At 71.1% G+C, this 19,440-nt stretch carries 15 protein-coding genes, 1 tRNA gene and 2 pseudogenes; 14 read left to right on the top strand and 4 right to left on the bottom strand.

What is annotated here, in order from left to right:
- Window positions 1-184: 184 nt before the first annotated feature.
- Both AB0F38_RS29895 and AB0F38_RS29890 read left to right on the top strand, forming a co-directional pair.
- Window positions 185-599, top strand: a pseudogene (locus AB0F38_RS29895) (DUF998 domain-containing protein).
- A gap of 71 nt (window positions 600-670) precedes the next feature.
- Entirely contained in the window at window positions 671-1,261 is a 591-nt protein-coding gene (locus AB0F38_RS29890; protein WP_361900023.1) for a helix-turn-helix domain-containing protein, read from the top strand.
- A 13-nt stretch (window positions 1,262-1,274) separates the two neighbouring features.
- Here AB0F38_RS29890 and AB0F38_RS29885 read toward each other — a convergent pair whose 3' ends face one another.
- Window positions 1,275-2,297, bottom strand: a complete 1,023-nt coding sequence (locus AB0F38_RS29885) for an SMP-30/gluconolactonase/LRE family protein (protein ID WP_361900020.1) — start codon at window positions 2,295-2,297, stop codon at window positions 1,275-1,277.
- Between the two features lie 202 nt (window positions 2,298-2,499).
- Between AB0F38_RS29885 and AB0F38_RS29880 the strand changes: the two genes are divergently transcribed.
- The 5 genes from AB0F38_RS29880 (at window position 2,500) to AB0F38_RS29860 (ending at window position 8,357) form a co-directional block, all read left to right on the top strand.
- Window positions 2,500-4,317, top strand: coding sequence for an NAD(P)/FAD-dependent oxidoreductase (locus AB0F38_RS29880; protein WP_361900018.1), 1,818 nt, complete (start codon window positions 2,500-2,502; stop codon window positions 4,315-4,317).
- A 736-nt stretch (window positions 4,318-5,053) separates the two neighbouring features.
- Window positions 5,054-6,943, top strand: coding sequence for an ATP-binding protein (locus tag AB0F38_RS29875; protein ID WP_361900016.1), 1,890 nt, complete (start codon window positions 5,054-5,056; stop codon window positions 6,941-6,943).
- A gap of 7 nt (window positions 6,944-6,950) precedes the next feature.
- On the top strand, window positions 6,951-7,385 hold the full coding sequence (locus AB0F38_RS29870; RefSeq protein WP_361900013.1) for a roadblock/LC7 domain-containing protein: 435 nt from the start codon (window positions 6,951-6,953) through the stop codon (window positions 7,383-7,385).
- A 2-nt stretch (window positions 7,386-7,387) separates the two neighbouring features.
- Entirely contained in the window at window positions 7,388-7,759 is a 372-nt protein-coding gene (locus AB0F38_RS29865) for a DUF742 domain-containing protein (protein WP_361900010.1), read from the top strand.
- Window positions 7,737-8,357 carry an ATP/GTP-binding protein gene (locus AB0F38_RS29860; protein WP_361900007.1) on the top strand — a complete coding sequence of 207 codons (621 nt, stop codon included), beginning with the start codon at window positions 7,737-7,739 and terminating at the stop codon, window positions 8,355-8,357. The genes AB0F38_RS29865 and AB0F38_RS29860 overlap by 23 nt, the downstream gene beginning before the upstream one ends.
- 278 nt (window positions 8,358-8,635) lie before the next feature.
- Here the strand turns inward: AB0F38_RS29860 and AB0F38_RS29855 are convergent, their stop codons facing one another.
- The gene (locus AB0F38_RS29855) at window positions 8,636-11,653 is read right to left on the bottom strand and encodes a ThuA domain-containing protein (protein WP_361900004.1); all 3,018 of its coding nucleotides are present in this window, start codon (window positions 11,651-11,653) and stop codon (window positions 8,636-8,638) included.
- A gap of 231 nt (window positions 11,654-11,884) precedes the next feature.
- Between AB0F38_RS29855 and AB0F38_RS29850 the strand changes: the two genes are divergently transcribed.
- Window positions 11,885-11,958 (top strand) — tRNA-Pro (locus AB0F38_RS29850).
- A 358-nt stretch (window positions 11,959-12,316) separates the two neighbouring features.
- Window positions 12,317-13,762 carry a glyceraldehyde-3-phosphate dehydrogenase gene (locus AB0F38_RS29845; RefSeq protein WP_361900001.1) on the top strand — a complete coding sequence of 482 codons (1,446 nt, stop codon included), beginning with the start codon at window positions 12,317-12,319 and terminating at the stop codon, window positions 13,760-13,762.
- 111 nt (window positions 13,763-13,873) lie between these two features.
- Here the strand turns inward: AB0F38_RS29845 and AB0F38_RS29840 are convergent, their stop codons facing one another.
- Together AB0F38_RS29840 and AB0F38_RS29835 are read right to left on the bottom strand one after the other, a co-directional pair.
- Window positions 13,874-14,749, bottom strand: a complete 876-nt coding sequence (locus AB0F38_RS29840; protein ID WP_361899998.1) for a DUF2510 domain-containing protein — start codon at window positions 14,747-14,749, stop codon at window positions 13,874-13,876.
- A gap of 57 nt (window positions 14,750-14,806) precedes the next feature.
- A pseudogene (locus tag AB0F38_RS29835) lies at window positions 14,807-14,989 on the bottom strand (response regulator); the annotation flags it as partial.
- Window positions 14,990-15,118: 129 nt separating this feature from the next.
- Between AB0F38_RS29835 and AB0F38_RS29830 the strand changes: the two are divergent.
- From AB0F38_RS29830 to AB0F38_RS29810, 5 genes are all read left to right on the top strand, one after another.
- Window positions 15,119-15,379 carry a hypothetical protein gene (locus tag AB0F38_RS29830; protein WP_361899995.1) on the top strand — a complete coding sequence of 87 codons (261 nt, stop codon included), beginning with the start codon at window positions 15,119-15,121 and terminating at the stop codon, window positions 15,377-15,379.
- 129 nt (window positions 15,380-15,508) lie between these two features.
- Window positions 15,509-16,231, top strand: a complete 723-nt coding sequence (locus AB0F38_RS29825; protein WP_361899992.1) for an FCD domain-containing protein — start codon at window positions 15,509-15,511, stop codon at window positions 16,229-16,231.
- 140 nt (window positions 16,232-16,371) lie between these two features.
- Window positions 16,372-17,139, top strand: a complete 768-nt coding sequence (locus tag AB0F38_RS29820; protein ID WP_361899990.1) for a (Fe-S)-binding protein — start codon at window positions 16,372-16,374, stop codon at window positions 17,137-17,139.
- Window positions 17,136-18,680 carry a lactate utilization protein B gene (locus AB0F38_RS29815; protein WP_361899987.1) on the top strand — a complete coding sequence of 515 codons (1,545 nt, stop codon included), beginning with the start codon at window positions 17,136-17,138 and terminating at the stop codon, window positions 18,678-18,680. The genes AB0F38_RS29820 and AB0F38_RS29815 overlap by 4 nt, the downstream gene beginning before the upstream one ends.
- Window positions 18,677-19,312 (top strand): LUD domain-containing protein, encoded by a 636-nt coding sequence (locus AB0F38_RS29810; RefSeq protein ID WP_361899985.1) that lies wholly within the window; start codon window positions 18,677-18,679, stop codon window positions 19,310-19,312. Before AB0F38_RS29815 ends, AB0F38_RS29810 begins: the two co-directional genes overlap by 4 nt.
- The last annotated feature ends 128 nt before the right edge of the window (window positions 19,313-19,440 follow it).

Below are 19,440 nucleotides of genomic sequence, written 5' to 3'. Positions count from 1 at the left end.
TCGGCCACAGTGAAGACCCTGTCACCGTGGCAAGGTCAAGCGGGGTCGCGGGTCGCGCGGCCCTCGCGTGCCGCCGCCCGCGCACCTGATCGAAGGAGGGGCCCGGGCCGGCCCGCTTCATGATCATCGCTCCCGCCCGCGTGTGTACCGGGAGTCGCGGGTCGGGACGTTCTACCGTTCTCCGATGCGATCTGTCCCCTGGTGGGTCCTGGTCTCCTCGGCATGCGCTCCGATCCTCCTCGTCGGCGGCTGGTCGGTCTCGGGGGAGCTTCATGGACCCGACTACGACCCGGCCGCGGCGACGATCAGCATCCTCGCCGCCGACGGGGCCGGAGGCTACTGGGTGATGACATCGGCCCTGCTCGCCCTGGGCCTCTGTCACGTGGTCACCGCCTGCGGGTTGCGTCCCGCCGCGCCCTCCGGCCGGTTGGCACGGGCGGGCGGCGGCCTCTCGGTGACGCTGTTCCCTGCTCGCCCTGTTCGTGCTCGACACCGCCGGAGCGGCCGAGCGCGTCATCACGTTCGCCCAGTCGTTCTGGCCACTCGTCGTGGTCGTCTCCTGCGCCCCGTGGACGGGGGGCGACGAACAGCCGGCCTGAGCCACCGGCTGCGCAGGCCCCGGCCGGAGGCACCGCCCGGGCGCGATGCCTCCGGCCGGTACGCTTCCGGGGTGAAGCAGCACTCCCTGGCCGACGAGCGGCGCCCCGCGAACGACGGGCCGAGGGCTGCCGCACGCAACCGGGCCGCCCTAGTCAGTGCCGCCCGAGCGATCTACGCGACGCACGGTCTGGACGCCCCGCTCTCCGCGATCGCGCGTCGGGCCGGGGTGGGGCAGGGAGTTCTGTACCGGCACTTTCCCGACCGGGCCGCCGTGGCGACCGCCGTTCTGGAGGAGAACGTGCGGCAGGTCGAACAGGCTGCCGCGGCCGAGGACGCGACGTTGGCCGGAGTCCTCGGGGTGATGACCTGGCACCTCTCGGAGTCGGCGGCTTTCATCGGGCTCCTGCACGCTGACAGGGCAGGCAGCCGCTCCGGCATCGGCGACTGTGCCCCGGCCCTGTCCGAGCGGGTCGAGCGTGGCCTGCGGGGACACCTGCCGAACGGTCATCGGCTGGGCGCGGCGGACGACCTCATGCTCGCGGTCGCCATGGTCTCCGGTGCCGTCACCGGCCCCACTCGTGAGGAGCGGGAACGCCGAGCGCTGGCCGCCTGGCGGCTGCTCGGGGTCGAGGTGGGACCGGTGCGGCCCTTCAGCGGGTGAGTACGGAGCGGTGTCAGCCGCCGTTGGACTGCCGGATGCCTTCCGCCAGTGCGTCGAAGGTGTACAGGTACCCCCCGGCGGGCCCGCTGACGGTCATGTAGGCCGTGGTCCCGCCGGGCGTGATCGCCACGTTCGTCGCCGATTCGAGCCCTGTGACGCGGGCGGGCACCTCCACCGTCGCCAAGCGCTCACCATGCTTGTCGTACACGACCATGGCGGGTCGCCCGTGCAGTGCCTGGTAGAGGTTGCCGTCCGCGTCCACGGCGATCGAGTCGGTCTGGGCGATCCCGCCGTCGACGCGGACGGCCGTGTGCCGGGAAGCCACCCCTCCCTCGCCGTCGAGGCGAAGGTAGGAGATCCGGTTCTGCGTGAGCTCGCTGATCCACAGTCCGCGGTAGTCCGCGTCGAACGAGATCCCGTTCGTCGAGGCCAGGTCAGCGGCCAGTACCGTGGCCTTCTCGCCGTCACGGCTGATTCGCACCACCCGCCCGTGCGCCTCGCCCTCGGACAGGCCGCGTGAGTCGCTGACGTACAGATTGCCGGCCTGATCGAAGGCGATGTCGTCGGGGTTCATCCGCGCTCCGTCGACCTCACCGGAGAAGAAGGTCCGCGGATCGCCGCCGTCCGGGGCCAGGCTCACGACCTCGCCGTGGGCGTAGTCGGTCAGGTAGAGCCGGCCGTCGTGCGGGCTGAACTGCGCGGAGGTGTAGGCGCCTCGGCCGTCGGTATGGACCGGGCGCGACTTCCTCTTCCCGACGTCGACGCGCATCACCTTGGGCTTGCCCGCGGGTGCGGTGACGTCGACGACGAACAGGGCCCCGTCCTCGCCGAGGACGGGGCCCTCCAGCAGGGTCATTCCGGTCTCCTCGTGCACCCGCGTCAGCTGCATGACCATCTGTGGGCGGATGGTCCTGCCCGTACCGGCCGAGGCTGCCCGGTCAACGGGGTCACCCGTGTCCGTACCGCATCCGGTGAGGGCCAGTGTGCCGATCGACGCGAGCACGGCAAGGCATCGGATCGGGAGTCGACGGTGCATGGGAACACTCTTCCTGTCCGTTGTGTGGGGGTGTCGTTGATCAGGAACGAGGCGCGGCGCTCGGCCGGGTCATGGGCGCGCCCTGGCCGAAAGTCGAGGCAGCCGTCGTTCCTCAACCGGACAGTGCTGTCCGGTAGTTGCTACCGTAGCGGACGGCCGTTCACCCCAGGACGGCCCGACGGGCAGGATCGAGGTCTCCCACATGACCACCCCTCAAGCGCCGACCCCCGGCGAGCTTGCCGCACTGAGGCAGCGGTACCGCCTCGAACGTGAGCGGCGTGTACGGCCCGACGGTGTGGGCCAGTACCGCGACACCGAGGCCGGGTTCGGCTACTACGCCGCCGATCCGTACGCGGGGGAGCCGGCTGGGCGTGCACCGCTGCACGACACCGTCGACGTCGCCGTGGTCGGTGGTGGGTTCGGCGGCATCCTCGCCGGGGCGCGGATGCGGCAGCAGGGCGTGCGGCGCGTACGGATCGTCGAGAAGGGCGGTGACTTCGGGGGCACCTGGTACTGGAACCGCTACCCGGGCATCCACTGCGACATCGAGTCGCACGTGTACCTGCCGATGCTCGACGAGACCGGATACGTGCCGGAGTGGAAGTACGCCCCCGGTGAGGAGATCCGCCGCCACGCGGTGCGGATCGCGCGGAAGGCCGACCTCTACCGGGACGCCCTCTTCTCCACCGCTGTCACCTCGTTGACCTGGGACGAGGCATCCGAGACGTGGATCGTGGCCACGGACCGGGGCGATACGTTCCGGGCCACGTACGTCGTCACCGCCACCGGTACCCTCTCCGAGCCGAAGCTCCCCGGGATACCCGGCATCGAGGACTTCGCGGGTCACACCTTCCACACGTCACGGTGGGACTACGCCTACACCGGCGGCACTCCGGACGGCGGCATGACCGGTCTCTCGCGGAAACGGGTGGGCATCGTCGGCACCGGGGCCACCGGCGTCCAGGCCGTTCCGATGCTGGCCGAGGACGCCGGACACGTCTACGTCTTCCAGCGGACCCCCTCGAGCGTGGACGTGCGCGACAACCGCCGCACCACCGCCGAGGACGTCGGTGCCGACCGCGACGGCTGGGCCCGCGAACGCCGGAACAACTATCTCCGCATCGTCTCCGGTGAGACAGCCGACCAGGATCTCGTGGCAGACCGCTGGACCATGTCGGCGGGCCTCCTGGAGAAGCTCCTGCCGAGCTTCCGCAGGCAAGGTGACCGCGAGGCCTTCGAGGCGGCCTACGAGGCCGCCGACGCCGCCAAGATGAACGAGCTCCGCGCCCGCATCGAGCGGACCGTCACCGACGAGGCCACGGCGGAGAAGCTCAAACCCTGGTACAGGTACGCCTGCAAGCGCCCCACCTTCTCCGACAGGTACTACCCGGCGTTCAACCGCGGCAACGTCACTCTGGTCGACACCGCGGACACCCACGGCATCGAGCGCGTCACGGAGGACGGAGTCGTCGTCGGCGACACCACGTACGCGCTCGACTGCCTGATCTTCGCCACGGGATTCTCCGTCGGGGCCTCCGGCATCCACTCCGGCAAGCTTCCCGTCCACGGCCGGGGTGGCACCCAGCTGCTGCACGCGTGGGCGCAGCGGGGACCGCGCTCCCTGCACGGCTTCACCAGCAACGGCTTCCCGAACCTGATCCAGATGGGGTCGTTGCAGAACGCCAGCAGCGTCAACTTCACCCACATCCTGGACGAGCAGGCTGTCCATGGTGCCGCCCTCGTGGCAGCCGCCGAAGCCGGGGACGCGCTGATCGAACCGTCCCGCGAGGCCGAAGACGCCTGGATCGCCGTCCTGGCCGAGGGCGCCCCCGATCACGAGTGGTTCCACGCCGAGTGCACCCCTGGCTACTACAACCGCGAAGGGCGCGGCCGGCCGAACGGCCCGATCGCCTACCCCCACGGCGCATTCGCCTTCCATGAACTCCTGAGGCGATGGCGCGAGGAATCCATCGGAGGCATCCTCCGGGCCAGGACTTCCGCTCCTGCCCAGGCGCGCTGACCCCGGCCTGGACGGTTGCTCCTTCGCCGGCCCGGAGCACTGGCATCAGGCTCGCGGAGACCAGGTCCGCCGGCCGGGGGCCTGGGGTGATCACGGGGCACCGCCTCACCGTGCGAGGTGCGCCGGACGCGTGACGGACGGACCGGGGCCAGCTACTCCGTGGAGAAGCCTGGGGACTCTCGCGTCACCGGTGTTCCTGAGGCGAACTGCGGCCCCTGACCGATGACATGGCCGGGCCCGGCGTGCCGGGGGCTTCGGCGCGTACCCCCCGCTCCGTCTCCCGCGCGGACGCCGAGCCCGCCGGCCGTCGGACTTCCTCGGAACCTGGGTGATCCGCCTGAGTCGCTCCCTGCCACGGATGCCGCACCGGCGTGCCGTAGGCGCCGTGGAGTGCGCATCCACCGGTCCCGGCCGTGAGGGCGCTCCTGGTTCGTTCCGTGGTCCTTGCGCTCCTGGCTCACGTACCGGTCCGAGCGATCGAACACTGAAGTCACGATCGCTGTCTCGGTATTCGGCCACCCGTGCGAGCTCTCATACCAGAGCGGGACGCCTGGTGGGCAAGTTCGACAACTGCACGGCGGCCATGGGCGATACGCGACTACCGTGTGTTGCCGGTGATCAACGGTGGGCTCCTATCGGTCGAGCCTGTCCGGCCGTTGACCCGGCCCTGACCGACCACCGTAGGTGTCACCACACGAATGCCGATTCCTGGTGCCCCCACGTACCGAGGACGATGATGACTCAACTGCGCGCACCCACCGCGCGACCCGAACGCCGCGAAGGCGGACGGCACGGCCGTCCCGGTGGCCGTTCGCATCCGGCGGACGGCCGCCCGCGCGCCGCGCGGCCCGCACCCGACGCCCGTATGCGGCCACAGCTGCTGCGCACCGCCGTGCTGCCCGCCGTCGCCGCCGTGCTGAGCGGGGCCGCGGCCGTCATCTTCACCATCCGGTCCTCGGGGGTGCGTCCCTCCGGCAGTCTCCTGGCGGCACTCGGCGGTTCCGGGGCGCTGGCCGTCGCGGCCGTGGCCGCGGCCTTCCTCGGCGCGAGCCGCGTCGCCGCCGGTGTCGTCGACCGGTGCCTCGTGCTCCGGCACAGCAGTGCCCGGCACCACGCCGAGCTGCGGCGGATCGTGGAACAGCTCCGAGGCGGTGAACCCGTGCCCGCCCCGCGGGCAGCCCGGCCGGCCGGGCCCGACGCCGATGCCTTCGACCTGCTCGCCCAGGAGATGGGCCGGGCGCAGGACGGGGCCGTGGCGGCCGTCGTCCAGGCGTCCCAGATGTTCAGGAGCACCGGCGACGAACAGAAGGTCGAGGTCTTCGTCAACCTGGCGCGACGGCTGCAGTCCCTCGTGCACCGGGAGATCCAGATCCTGGACGAGCTGGAACACGAGGTCGAGGACCCCGACCTGCTCAAGGGCCTCTTCCACGTCGACCACCTCGCCACCCGTATCCGCAGGCACGCCGAGAACCTCGCCGTGCTCGGCGGTGCCGTCTCCCGGCGGCAGTGGAGCAATCCGGTGACCGTGACCGAAGTGCTGCGGTCGGCCGTCGCGGAGGTCGAGCATTACCCACGGGTCAAGCTGGTACCGCCGATCGACGGCACCCTGCGTGGGCACGCCGTCGCCGACGTGATCCACCTGCTGGCCGAACTCGTCGAGAACGCGACGGTGTTCTCCGCCCCGCACACCCAGGTCCTGCTGCGGGCCCAGCGCGTCACCGCCGGGCTCGCCCTGGAGGTCGAGGACCGCGGCCTGGGCATGCCGGACGCCGAGCGGAGGCGGATGAACGCGCTTCTCGCCCAGCCGGACCAGGTCAACGTCGGGCATCTTCTGCAGGACGGCCGGATCGGACTGTTCGTCGTCGCCTCCCTTGCCCGCAGACACGGCATCGCCGTGCGGCTGCAGAGCAACATCTACGGCGGCACGCAGGCGGTGCTCGTCCTGCCGGAGGTCCTCCTCGGCATCGACGGGGACACCGACGCCGCGCCGGACGCCGCGCCCGTCCCGCCGCCCGGAGCCGTGCACCGTCCCCCCGTCCAGGAGGAGGCCCCGCCGGCCCCGGCCGGGCAGCCCTCGCCGCGCCTGGACCGGCCGCCCCCGCGGGCCCGCAGGGGCGAGGCACCGCCGCTGCCCTCGCGCGCCGAGCGGATCGGCCGCCCGCATGCCGCCGTGAATCCGCCCGGCGTCCGGCCCGGCGAGGGCCGCGGTGGGACGGCGGCCGGTGAGGACCTCGGGAACGCTGCGGCGACCGGCGCACCCGGCCGTCCTCAGCTCCCCAGGCGCGGCAACCAGGAACATCTGGTCCCACAGCTCAGGCAAGCGCCCCTCCCGCGTGCCGAGGAGGAGAACGTCCTGCACGACCCCGGACTGATGGCCGCCTTCCGGCGCGGGGTCGATCTCGCCGGGGCACAGTCGGCGAAGGACGCGGAACCCGAAGGCGGGTACGGCGCGACGCCCGGCCACGGGGCCGCCGTCGGGGCACAGCGCACCCACCGTCCCGGCCCGCTGCCGGTCCGGGGCCCCGCCGACACCACGACCGCCGGCGCGGAGCTGCCTGAACCGGGTCACCCCGGAACGCGCTCACCCGTACCGGATCCACGAACCGAGAACACCTTCAAGGAGTAGATGCACCATGACGAGCGAAATGCCGTCCGGTCAGGTCTCCGACCTCGACTGGCTGCTGAGCGGACTGGTCCAGCGCGTGCCCTACACGCGCAGCGCGGTCCTGCTCTCGGCCGACGGCCTGGTGAGATCCGTCCACGGCATGGATGCCGACAGCGCCGACCACATGGCGGCCCTGGCCGCCGGGCTGTACTCCCTGGGCCGCAGTGCCGGTGCCCGGTTCGGTGACAACGGGGAGGTGAGGCAGGTCGTGGTCGAACTCGACTCGACGCTGCTGTTCGTCTCGACCGCCGGATCCGGGACCTGTCTCGCCGTCCTCTCCGGCCGCGAGGCGGATGCCGCCGTCCTGGGGTACGAGATGTCCATGCTGGTCAAGAGCGTCCGCCCCTACCTGATGACGCCGCTCCGGCAGACGGCCGGAGCGCCGTTCACCCCGGGGCTGTGAGGATGCCGGCCCCGCAGGACGGGCCGTTGCTCGACGACGCGGCCGGCCGGCTCATCCGCCCGTACACGGTCAGCAACGGCCGGACGAGGCCGACCACCGTGCTCGACCTGCTCTCCCTGGTGATGGTCACGGGGAGCGAGCCCCAGGTCCACCTCGGGCCCGAACACACCGTGGCACTGGAACTCTGCGACGCCCCCACGTCCGTGGCCGAGATCGCCGCGCACCTGCGGCTGCCCGCCGTCGTCACCAAGGTCCTGCTGTCCGACCTGGTCGACTGCGGCGCGGTCGCCGCGCACGCCCCCGCGTTCCATGACATGCCCACCGACCGATCTCTGCTGGAGGCAGTGCTCGATGGTCTACGACGACAGCTCTGACAGCACCGGACGCTCCGAATTCTTCCCCGTGGCCCTCAAAATCCTGGTCGCGGGCGGGTTCGGCGTCGGCAAGACGACGTTCGTGGGCGCCGTCAGCGAGATCGCGCCGCTGAGCACCGAGGAACTCCTGACCCAGGTCGGCGTCGCGACCGACAGCCTCGAAGGCGTCGAGTCCAAGACGGCGACCACCGTGGCCATGGACTTCGGCCGGATCACGCTCTCCGAGCAGCACATGCTCTACCTCTTCGGTACCCCCGGGCAGGAGCGGTTCTGGTTCATGTGGGACGAGCTGTCCAAGGGGGCGCTGGGAGCGGTCGTCCTGGCCGACACGCGCCGGCTCGCGGAGTGCTTCGCCGCCGTCGACTTCTTCGAGCGGCGCGGCATCGGATTCGTCGTCGCGGTCAACGAGTTCGACGGCGCCTACCGCTACGAGCCCGACGAGGTGCGGGCGGCGCTCGACCTGGGACCGCAGGTGCCGGTCGTGCTCTGCGACGCCCGGATCGCCAGCTCCGGCACGGGCGCGCTGGTCACCCTCGTCCAGCACCTCATCAACGCCACGGCACCGGCACCGCTCTCAGCCTCCGGAGCCCATCCGTGATCCCTCACGGGTCCGGCCGGCCGCTGCTCGTTCCCGTCGACCCGGACGGCTCCGTCCGGGGTGCGCGGCCGCGCACGGGCCGGGCCCGGGAAAGCGTGCCGACGCCTCGTCCGACAGCTTCCGGCCCTTCGCCGACAGGGTGGCCGGAGTGACCGCGACGCCGTCGTTCTCGAGGTCGACGTCGTCGACGAGAACCGGCAGTCCCCTCGCCCGGTACGGGGACTCCTGGCCGCGCACCGGCATCACGGGCGCGCGGCGGGGCTCCTCCCGGTGCCCGGTCAGTGGAAACGCAGCCAGTCGACCGTGAACAGATCGGACTTCTCGCTGCTCCAGCGGGGGTTGGCGAACACCACGTACAGCTTCACCCCGCTGCCCGGGTCCTCGATCGCGGACGTCGGCGACACGATCGCGCCCCGGTCGCCGGTGCCCGCGACGGACACCGAACCGAGCAGCCTGCCGGTGGGCGAACCCGCCCTGAAGTCGATCGTCCCGCCGATACCGCAGGCGGTCGCGCCGACCATGACCGAGCCGACGTTCCCGAGATGTACCGGGTCGAAGGCGATCCAGTCGCCGTCCTCGATCTCCGTCAGCGCCGTGCCGCCCGATACGTTCGCGCGGCCGGCCGCCACGACTCCGCCGTGGGCGCCCCCGGTCGCCACGAAGTGCTCCGCCTCCCGGAACGCGGGGTGCAGCGTCAGCGAGGCGGAACCGGTGAGCGCCGGGGCGCCCCTGTCCGTGTACCGAGCCGTGAGCGTGTACGGGGGAGCGAGGTCCCGGCCGGGACGGTCCCCCGCATCCGTGACGATCTCGCCCCGGCAACCCAGGGGACGGGCCACGGGACGCAGCGGGGTGCCGGTGCCCAGCTGGGACCGCACCACGACGCGGGAGCAGTCGACCGGTCCGAGCTCCCCGTCCTCCCTGTCCGCCACCCCCACGGTGAAGGCGAGGGTGTCGCCGAATGTGAACATCGCGCCGTCCGGCGGCTGTCGGAGCGTCACCTGGGGCCTGGTGTTGCCGACGGTGATGTCCCGGCCGGCGAGCGCCGTGACCCCTCCGGGCCCGGTGACCGTGAGGCGTGCGGTGAACCTGCCCTCCTCGCGGTAGGTGTGCGAAGGGTGCGCCGCCGTCGAATCGGTGCTGCCGTCACCGTCGAAGTCCCAGGCGTACGTCACCGGGGGCTTCCCGCGGAGGCCGGAGCCCGCGCTGTCGAAGGCGACGGTCAGCGGGGCGGAGCCGTTGTCGCGGTCGGTGGTGATCCTCGCCTCGGGCAGCGGACCGTCACCGGCGTAGTCGACCCGGTGGACACCGGCGCCCTCGTTGCCTCCCGCGGGGCCCGTACCGCTGCCGAGACCGTGGTCGACGACGTACAACGACCCGTCCGGACCGAAGCGGGCGGCGGTCGGCCGGTGCCACTCCATGTCCTCGAGGACGCCGTCGACGGACTGGAGCGCACCGGCGTCCACCGGGTCGAACCGGGGATCCGAGAACGTCTGGTCCGTCCGCTGGAACGAGAGTGTGGTGAACCGCCGGCCGACCGGGTCGTAGGACAGCCACTTCCCCTCGAAGTACGCCGGGAAAGCCGTGCGGCCGGACACCGCGGGGGCGTGGTCGTAGACGGATCCGCTCAGCGGACCGCCGGTGACGGGTGTGCCCGGCAGGCCGCCCGTGACGGCTCCGGCGGTCCCTGGCGGGTCGACGGGTGCCGCGCACTCGAAGGCCGGACCCGCGGGCCGCGCGGCGGAGTTGCCCGTGCAGTACGGTCGGCCGACGACTCCCGCCTCGGTGATCCGCAGGTGTCCGACGGCGCCCTCGGGGCCCTGGTACGCGATCAGCAGCGCGCCGCCCCGCGGGTCCGCGGTCATGCGGTACGGATCACGCAGACCCGTCGCATAGATCTCCGGGCGGGTCCCCGCGGTACCGGGCACGTAGAGGTTTCCCTCCGGCACGGTGTACGTGCCGTCGTCCTGCGGGGTGATCCGCAGGATTTTGCCCCGCAGATCATTCGGATCGTCCGGGGCCGGGGGATCCGCGGTGCCGGACGTCGCCGTGTGGAGAACGCCCCCTGCGCCGAAGGCGAGTGAAGCGGATGCGGGGACGCCGCTCCTTCCCGCATCGGCCGGAATGGTCAGAAGGCGTTTCTCGGACGCGGGATCCGCCGTGTTTCCGGAGACCGTGAACCGGGAGAGGACCAGCCGGTCACCGGCCTTGTCCGAACGCAACACATACATGCGGCCGTTCCGTGCGAACCCGGGATCGAGGGCGAGCCCGGCCAGCCCGCCCGACCGGTCGACCGTCTGCGGCGCGTAGGCGAAGTCGATCGCCGTGGACACGCGCATCGACCGCTGGTCGATGACCTTCACCTTCCCGGTGCGCTCGGCGAAGAACACCCGGCGGTCCGGGGCGACGGCCAGGTCGACGGGATCGGCGAGACCGTCCGCCGCGAGCGTGGTGCGCTGGAAGGAACCCGTGCGGGTGGCCGAGCAGTCGCCCGCCTTCGCGCCCGCGGCCCATTCGATGCCTCCCAGCAGATGTGCGAGGAAGCCCTCCTCCTGGAAGGCGGAGGCCGCATGGCCGCCCGCGGTGAACCAGGAACGCCCGCCGTCATAGTCCTGGCACCAGGACCACGGGTGATCCACGCCCTCGTCGAGGCCGGTGAGGCCGTCACGCACCTTGATCTGCGCGAGGGTGTGCACGCTGGAGGCCGGATTGGTGCGCCAGTTGTACCACTCCTCCGTACGCTCCCAGAGGTCCGGCAGGCCCCTGGTGGAGGGGTGCGCGTGGTCGAGCACGTCGATCCGGCCCCTCTGCACCGGCGTGCGCCGGTCGAGGACCGCACCCGCCAGGCCCTCGTACCAGTCCCAGTCGCGTTCGGCGGCTGCCGCGGCGTGCAGCCCGACCCATCCGCCGCCCGCCCTGATGTACGACTGCAGCGCGGCGCGCTCGTCGGCGTCCAGCAGGTCGCCCTTCCCCGGTGTGGATTCGGTGTTGTTGAAGACGACCGCCTGGAAGCGCGCCAGATCCGTGTCGTTGAAGAGCGTGGAACTGTTCGTGGCCTCGACGTCGAACCCGTTCTCGGCACCCAGTTCCATGACCGCTTCGATCCCGGCGGGAATCGAAGCATGGGAGGCGTTCGTGGCCTCCGAGTACACCAGCACACGAAAAGGCGCCGCATGGGCTCTCGGGGGAGTGGCGGCCAGCACGGACCCGAGGATCAGCGCCAGAAGTGCGATGAGCGCGATCAAAGGCGGCGGGAAGGCCTGGGACGCGGGACTGCTGGGTAACGGGCGGCTGCTCATTGGGCGCTCCCTGGGCGGGTGGGGCCGGCTGCGGAGATTAGAAAGCGCTTACTGGACTGCGTCGTTCAGCGTAGGTTCACGGCTTCGCCGGGGTCAATGGGGCGACAGCGCACGCTGTGGAGATCAAGCATGGTTGAGGTCAAGCGGGAAACGGGTTCGTGACCACCCGCCCAAGTGCGGTATTGTTCTCATGCGCGTTCGGCCAGGGGAAACTCCAGGTCAGGCGGGCAGCGGGACGTGGCGCAGCTTGGTAGCGCACTTGACTGGGGGTCAAGGGGTCGCAGGTTCAAATCCTGTCGTCCCGACTCGTGAGAGTCGCAGATCAGAGGCCGTATCGGAGGAATCCGATGCGGCCTCTCGGTCGTTTCCGGGGGTTTTTCCGAGAGCTCGGTCCGTGGTCCTTCTGTGCGACTCCGGGGCCGCTTCCAGCGGTTCGTCGCCGCTGCCCTCGACCGGCGGGCGGTCACCGGCGCGTCCGGGGTCACCGTCGCCGCCATGCCGTCGGCAACGTGCTCACGGGGTCACTCCGGCCCGGAGGGGGCGGCCTTCGTCCCGGTTGGTCCGCATTCGAGAATGAGGATCTCCGCTCGGGTGGCACCGCCTGGATATGCGAAAGATCCGCGGGTTAGCATATGAGCACCGCCTAGCTCGAAAGATAACCCTGTGACTGTCAATGACGACTCGTTCACCAACTGGAAGAACCGCGAGGAGATCGCGGAGTCGATGATCCCCGTCATCGGGAAGCTGCACCGGGAGCGGGACGTCACCGTCCTCCTCCACAGCCGCTCCCTGGTGAACAAGTCGGTGGTCAGCATCCTCAAGACCCACCGGTTCGCCCGGCAGATCGCGGGCGAGGAGCTCTCGGTCACCGAGACGCTGCCGTTCCTGCAGGCCCTCACCACGCTCGATCTCGGCCCGTCCCAGATCGACATCGGCATGCTCGCCGCGACGTACAGGGCCGACGACCGTGGACTCTCGGCAGAGGAGTTCACCGCGGAGGCAGTCGCCGACGCCATGGGTGCCAACAAGATCGAGCGCCGGGAGGGGCGCGACGTCGTCCTCTACGGCTTCGGCCGCATCGGCCGCCTCGTCGCGCGCCTGCTCATCGAGAAGTCCGGCTCCGGCAACGGCCTGCGGCTGCGTGCGGTCGTCGTGCGCCGGGCCGGCGACCAGGACATCGTCAAGCGTGCCTCGCTGCTGCGCCGCGACTCGATCCACGGCCAGTTCCAGGGCACGATCACCGTCGACGAGGCGAACAACAAGATCATCGCCAACGGCAACGAGATCCAGGTGATCTACGCCGACGACCCGTCGGAGATCGACTACACGGCGTACGGCGTCAAGGACGCCATCCTCATCGACAACACGGGCAAGTGGCGCGACCGTGAGGGCCTTTCCGAGCACCTCCGCCCCGGCATCGACAAGGTCGTCCTGACCGCGCCGGGCAAGGGCGACGTCCCCAACATCGTGCACGGGGTCAACCACGACACGATCAAGCCGGACGAGCGGATCCTGTCCTGCGCGTCCTGCACCACCAACGCGATCGTCCCGCCGCTCAAGGCGATGGCCGACGAGTACGGCGTGCTGCGCGGCCACGTGGAGACCGTCCACTCGTTCACCAACGACCAGAACCTGCTGGACAATTACCACAAGGCCGACCGCCGGGGCCGGTCCGCGCCGCTCAACATGGTCATCACGGAGACGGGTGCGGCCTCCGCCGTGGCCAAGGCCCTGCCCGACCTCAAGGCGCCGATCACCGGCAGTTCGATCCGCGTCCCTGTCCCGGACGTCTCGATCGCGATCCTCAGTCTGCGGCTCGGGCGCGAGACCAACCGTGCGGAGGTCCTCGACCACCTCCGCAACGTGTCGCTGACCTCGCCGCTCAAGCGCCAGATCGACTTCACCACGGCTCCCGACGCGGTGTCGAGCGACTTCATCGGCTCGCGCCACGCCTCGATCATCGACGCCGGGGCCACCAAGGTCGACGGGGACAACGCGATCCTCTACCTCTGGTACGACAACGAGTTCGGCTACTCCTGCCAGGTCATCCGCGTCGTCCAGCACGTCTCCGGCGTGGAGTACCCGACGTTCCCGGTCCCGGTGGCCTGACACCTGCGAGGGCGGTCGCGGGGCGGCAGCCCGCGTCCAGCTGACCCCCGCACGGCCGGAGGCCGTATCGGATGTTCCCGATACGGCCTCCGGGGCGTCCGCGGCCCGTCGTCAGGCGGTCCGGCCGGTGCCCGAACCGGTTCCCTCCGCCGCCTTGATGCCCCTGGTGATGTCGTCCAGGACGGAGAGTTCGGGTGCCTTCGCGTTGATGTCGAAGCCGGAGCGCACGACGACGAGCATCTCCTCGATGTTGGGCGAGGGGAACGCGAGCGACTCGACGTACCCGTCGTCGCCGTTCTTCGTCACCACCTTCCAGCGCACCAGATAGCCCTTCTGGCCGGCCACGGTGACCGCCTCGGACCTGAGCTGCTGGTGCGAGGTGATCCCGCCGTAGATCTTCTCGCCGTACGACTCCTCGGCGTTGGCCTCGATGTCCGCCTCTGCCGCGGCCTTCGCCGTGGTCGCCGTCACCTTCAGGGCCTGTGCCGGGGCGGAGAACACCCCGCCGCGCACGCACTTCTGGGCTTCGTCACCGGGGCAGGTGTACTCGCCCGTTGTCACTCCGGCGCCCACCGGCCCGGACTGGCCGGTCCACCCGTCGGGCACGGGGATGCTGATGCCGCTGGCCAGGTCGGTGGCGTACCCCTCCTCGGTCCGCGGCGAACCCTGGTCGGGATCCCGGCCCCCACCGCCGTCCTGTCCACCGCCCTCCGGTGCGCCGGGGGCCGCCGGAGGGGCGGTGGCCGAGGTGTCGTTCGTACCGGAACTGTCCTCCCCCAGCAGGTACGCGCCGCCGCCGACGGCCGCGAGCAGTACGACGCCGGCGGCTGTGGCGGCGCCGATGCGTATCCGGCGGCGGCGGACGGCCGCGGGGGGTACGCGGAGCTGGTCGGTCCACCTGCTCCCGTCCCACCAGCGTTCCTGAAGGGGGCCGATTCCTGAATACCCGGGGTCTGCATGCCATCCGGGCGGGCTCGTCTGGGTCACGAGAGAACCGTAGGGGAACTGGCTGAGAATCGTATGAATCGCACGGCGTGGCCGTGGTCACGTCTCAGGAAGGCCGCGCCCGGGACGGAACGCCGTGCGCACGTACTGCTCGTTGTCGTACATCGTCAGCATGAGGATGCGGAGTCCGGGCATGACCCGGGACAGCTCACGAGCCGCCTGAAGGCCCGTCAGGCGGGGCATGGCGATGTCGAGGACGGCGAGGTCCGGCTGCTGCTAGCGGCGGCCGGTACGGCGTCTGCACGGTGGGCACCCCCCAAGATGGGTGTCAGCCCCTATGGTCCGCGCCCCTTCCCCGGACGACGATGGAGCCAGGCGCTCAACGGGTTTGCGTACCAGGAGGGAGTCACCATGGCCCACTACGACGAGGGCCGGAGCCTCAACGACGGACCCTACGTCGCCGACGGCCACGGCGCACCCCGCCCTCCACGCGCGTACCGCCGCGGCCTCGCCTGGCTGTGGCTCGGTGCGGGGCTGGGCGCCCTGATCAGTGGCATCGTCATCGGTCACGGTCTGCTCATCGCCGCAGGACTCGTGGTGGCCGGGGTGGCCGGCCAGCTCTTCGATCCGCAGCGCAGAAGCACCCGGGGCAGGGTGCCGCGCACCCGCTGAGCTCCGACAGCCGACCACGGGCCGTTGCATCCGCTGCATCCGGGCTCGGCGCTCCCCGGCTTTGGTCCGACCACATGTGCTGTGTGACATAGTCGGATCATGCGTATCGTCCGGAGCAGGGAGTAGCGGATGCCCGTCGAGTGGCAACCCGTACGGCAGTCCCGCACGCACGAACTCGTGCTCCAGAGCATCGAGGAGCGTGTCTTCGCGGGAGAGCTGAAGGCCGGTGACCGCCTGCCGCCCGAGCGGGAGCTCGCACCCGTGCTCGGAGTCAGCCGGTCCGCCCTGCGCGAGGCGCTCCGGGTGCTGGAGACGATCGGCGTCCTGGTCGCCCAGCCGGGCCGGGGCCCGGATTCCGGTGCGCGGATCGTGCGCAACCCGGACGACGCCCTGGGCCGGCTGCTGCGGCTCCACTTCGCGCTCGGCAGCTACAGCCTGCACGACGTGCTGGAGGCGCGGGTCGTGCTGGAGCGGTCGAGCTGCGAGGCCGCCGCGCGGCACGCGTCGGCCGAAGACCTCGACGAGGCCGAGGAGCTGCTCCGGCGGATGGGGGAGCCGGATGTCGACGTGGCCGAGTTCAACGACCTCGACACCCGCTTCCACGTACTGATCGCCGGGAGTTCGGGCAACGCGCTGACCTCCACCCTCACCTCGGCGGTGCGCGAGTCCGTACGGCCGCTGATCCTGCGGGCGCTGGAGGAGACCGAGGACTGGCCCGCCACCGCGGCCGCGCTCAACGCCCAGCACACGCAACTGCTGCGGCTGGTGCGCGCCGGCCGGGGCGAAGAAGCGGCGGACCTGGTGGAGGAACACATCAGGGGCCTGCACGGGACGCTGGTCGACGAGACATGACCCGTACGCGGTCGTAGCGGGAGTGGGGCCGGTGCGTGCGAGCGCCGGCCCCACTCCCGTTCCTCATTTCCCGGCGCGCCCACGGTTCCACACTCGGACCGAGGCTAGTATGGTCGGACCATAGAAACCGAGGAGGCCCCATGCGTATCGGACTCTTCGCCACCTGTCTGGGAGACACGCTCTTCCCCGAGGCGGTGAAATCCACCGCGGTGCTGCTCGCCCGCCTGGGCCACGAGGTGGTGTTCCCGCCGGGCCAGACATGCTGCGGCCAGATGCATGTCAACACCGGATACCAGCGCGAACCCGTCCCGCTGGTGCGCAACTTCGCCGAGCAGTTCGGGGACTCCTCGATCGACGCGGTCGTGATGCCCTCCGGCTCCTGCGCCGGATCGGTCCGGCACCAGCACGAGATCGTCGCCGAGCGATACGGGGACGCCTCGCTCCGCGCGGGCGTGGCCACCGTCAAGGCCAAGACGTACGAGCTCTCGGAGCTCCTCGTCGACGTCCTCGGTGTCACCCGGGTCGGTGCGTATTTCCCGCACCGCGTCACGTATCACCCCACCTGCCACTCGCTGCGCATGCTCCGGGTCGGCGACAAGCCACTGCGGCTCCTGCGCGCCGTCGAGGCGATCGACCTCGTCGAACTCCCGGGAGCCGAATCCTGCTGCGGCTTCGGCGGCACGTTCGCCGTCAAGAACGCCGAGACGTCCACCGCGATGCTCCAGGACAAGATGCGCAGCATCAGCACGACCGGGGCCGCGGTGTGCACCGCCGGCGACTCCTCCTGCCTGATGCACATCGGCGGTGGGCTCTCCCGCATCAGGTCCGGTACGCGCACCCTGCACCTGGCCCAGATCCTCGGCTCCACCCGTACCTCGCCGTACGCCCTGACGGAGGCCACCCGATGAGCACGTTCCTCGGCATGCCCGCCGCCCCGCCCCGCTCCCCGTACGGGACGGGAAACCTGCGCGGCGACCGGGCGTTCCCGGAGGCCGCCCACGACGAGCTGGGCAACGGGCAGTTGCGCCGCAACCTGGGCAAGGCCACCCGCACCATCCGCGCCAAGCGGCTCGCCGTCACCGGCGAACTCCCCGACTGGGAGCAACTGCGCGACGCCGGATCGGCCATCAAGGCCGACACCATGAACCGGCTGCCCGAACTCCTGGAGCAGCTGGAGCAGAAGGTCACCGAGCGCGGCGGCACCGTCCACTGGGCCCGCGACGGCGTCGAGGCCAACGAGATCGTCGCCCGGCTGGTCAGGGCGACGGGCAGCAGAGACGTCATCAAGGTCAAGTCGATGGCCACCCAGGAGACCGGTCTCAACGAGCACCTCGAATCGCTCGGCATCACCCCGTACGAGACCGACCTGGCCGAGCTCATCGTCCAGCTCGCCGACGACAGGCCTTCGCACATCCTGGTGCCCGCGATCCACCGCAACCGCGACGAGATCCGCCAGATCTTCCTCGACGAGATCCCCGGCGTCGACCCGGACCTGGACAACGTGCCCGCGCACCTCGCCGCCGCGGCCCGTGCCTATCTGCGCGAGAAGTTCATGACGACCAAGGTGGCCGTCTCCGGTGCCAACTTCGGCATCGCCGAGACCGGCACCCTCTGCGTCGTCGAGTCCGAGGGCAACGGCCGGATGTGCTTGACGCTGCCCGACACCCTCATCACCGTGATGGGCATCGAGAAGGTCCTGCCGCGTTATCAGGACCTGGAGGTCTTCCTCCAGTTGCTGCCGCGGTCCTCGACCGGCGAGCGCATGAACCCGTACACCTCCATGTGGACCGGTGTGACGCCCGGTGACGGGCCGCAGGACTTCCACCTGGTCCTCCTCGACAACGGCCGCACCGCCGCTCTCGCCGACACGATCGGCCGCGAGGCACTCAGCTGCATCCGCTGCTCGGCCTGCCTCAACGTCTGCCCCGTGTACGAACGGACCGGCGGGCACGCGTACGGATCGACCTACCCCGGTCCGATCGGCGCGGTCCTGACCCCGCAGCTCGCCGGCATGGACGCGACGAAGGACGACCCCAACAGCTCGCTGCCGTACGCCTCCAGCCTCTGCGGCGCCTGCTTCGACGCCTGCCCCGTCAAGATCGACATCCCGTCGATGCTCGTCGAGTTGCGCCATCAGCACACCCAACAGTCCGGCACCACGGCGGAGAAGCTCGCCATGAAGGCCGCCGCCGCCGTGATGAGGAGGCCGAAGCTGTACACCGCCGCGCAGAAGGCCGCGGCCGTCGGCCGGGTCGCGGGCGGACGCGACGGCACGATCAGGCACCTGCCCGCCCCCTTCGACGGCTGGAGCGACAGCCGCGACACCGCCGCCCCGCCCCGGCAGTCCTTCCGCTCCTGGCTGGCCTCCGCCGAGGGCGCGGCGACGATGCGCGCCGCCGCCGAAGAGGGCGTCCGGACCACCGCGGACGACCGCACGGAGGACCAGTGACGACGACCGCCCGCGACACGGTGCTCGGCCGGATCAGGGACGCCCTGGCCCTCGCACCCGCGACCGGCACCACCGCCCCCCGCGACTACCGGAGGGGCCGCACCCTCCCCGACGGGGAACGCCTCGCCCTCCTCACCGACCGGCTCGTCGACTACAAGGCGCGGGTGTACCTCTGCACCGCCGACGACACGGCCCGCGTGATCGCCGAGGTGCTGCGCGAGCACGGCGCGCGGCGGATCGGGATGCCGGACGGACTCGACGAGGAATGGCTCACCGCCTTCGACGGCGAGGTGCAGCGGGACTCCGCCGACATTCCGGCGCCGAGCCTCGACGCGCTGGACGGGGTGGTGACCGCCTCGGCCGTCAGCTGCGCGGAGACGGGCACCATCTTCCTGGACGGATCGCCGGACCAGGGCCGCCGGGCGCTGTCCCTCGTCCCCGACCTGCACGTGTGCGTCGTCGGCCTGTCCTCGGTCGTCGTCGGGGTCCCGGAGGCGGTCGCCCTGCTGGTGCCGGAACGGCCGACGACCTTGATCAGCGGCCCGTCGGCCACGTCCGACATCGAACTGGAACGGGTGGAGGGCGTGCACGGTCCGCGCACGCTCGCGGTGGTGATCCGCACCGACGTCTAGCCCGGGCCTCTCGTCCGGATCATGCCGGGCTCGCGAGGTCCGGCCTGATCCGGACGAAAGCCCCCTCGGGAGTGCGGACCGGTGAGCGACGCCAGGTCCACCGGCACCGCCGTGCCCTCCACGTCCGC

The sequence above is a fragment of the Streptomyces sp. NPDC025273 genome, from assembly GCF_040638585.1.
In the GTDB taxonomy this organism is placed as follows: Bacteria; Actinomycetota; Actinomycetes; order Streptomycetales; family Streptomycetaceae; genus Streptomyces; species Streptomyces cinereorectus.
Note: the sequence above shows the minus strand (reverse complement) of the source record. Positions and strands in the feature narration are given on the sequence as shown.

Bases quoted from the DNA above. Each gene is read 5' to 3' on its own strand.
- AB0F38_RS29865 (WP_361900010.1), top strand. From the start codon at position 7,388: ATGCCGGCCCCGCAGGACGGGCCGTTGCTCGACGACGCGGCCGGCCGG.
- AB0F38_RS29870 (WP_361900013.1), top strand. From the start codon at position 6,951: ATGACGAGCGAAATGCCGTCCGGTCAGGTCTCCGACCTCGACTGGCTG.
- AB0F38_RS29860 (WP_361900007.1), top strand. From the start codon at position 7,737: ATGGTCTACGACGACAGCTCTGACAGCACCGGACGCTCCGAATTCTTC.
- AB0F38_RS29855 (WP_361900004.1), bottom strand. From the start codon at position 11,653: ATGAGCAGCCGCCCGTTACCCAGCAGTCCCGCGTCCCAGGCCTTCCCG.
- AB0F38_RS29815 (WP_361899987.1), top strand. From the start codon at position 17,136: ATGAGCACGTTCCTCGGCATGCCCGCCGCCCCGCCCCGCTCCCCGTAC.
- AB0F38_RS29880 (WP_361900018.1), top strand. From the start codon at position 2,500: ATGACCACCCCTCAAGCGCCGACCCCCGGCGAGCTTGCCGCACTGAGG.
- AB0F38_RS29885 (WP_361900020.1), bottom strand. From the start codon at position 2,297: ATGCACCGTCGACTCCCGATCCGATGCCTTGCCGTGCTCGCGTCGATC.
- AB0F38_RS29875 (WP_361900016.1), top strand. From the start codon at position 5,054: ATGACTCAACTGCGCGCACCCACCGCGCGACCCGAACGCCGCGAAGGC.
- AB0F38_RS29825 (WP_361899992.1), top strand. From the start codon at position 15,509: ATGCCCGTCGAGTGGCAACCCGTACGGCAGTCCCGCACGCACGAACTC.
- AB0F38_RS29820 (WP_361899990.1), top strand. From the start codon at position 16,372: ATGCGTATCGGACTCTTCGCCACCTGTCTGGGAGACACGCTCTTCCCC.
- AB0F38_RS29830 (WP_361899995.1), top strand. From the start codon at position 15,119: ATGGCCCACTACGACGAGGGCCGGAGCCTCAACGACGGACCCTACGTC.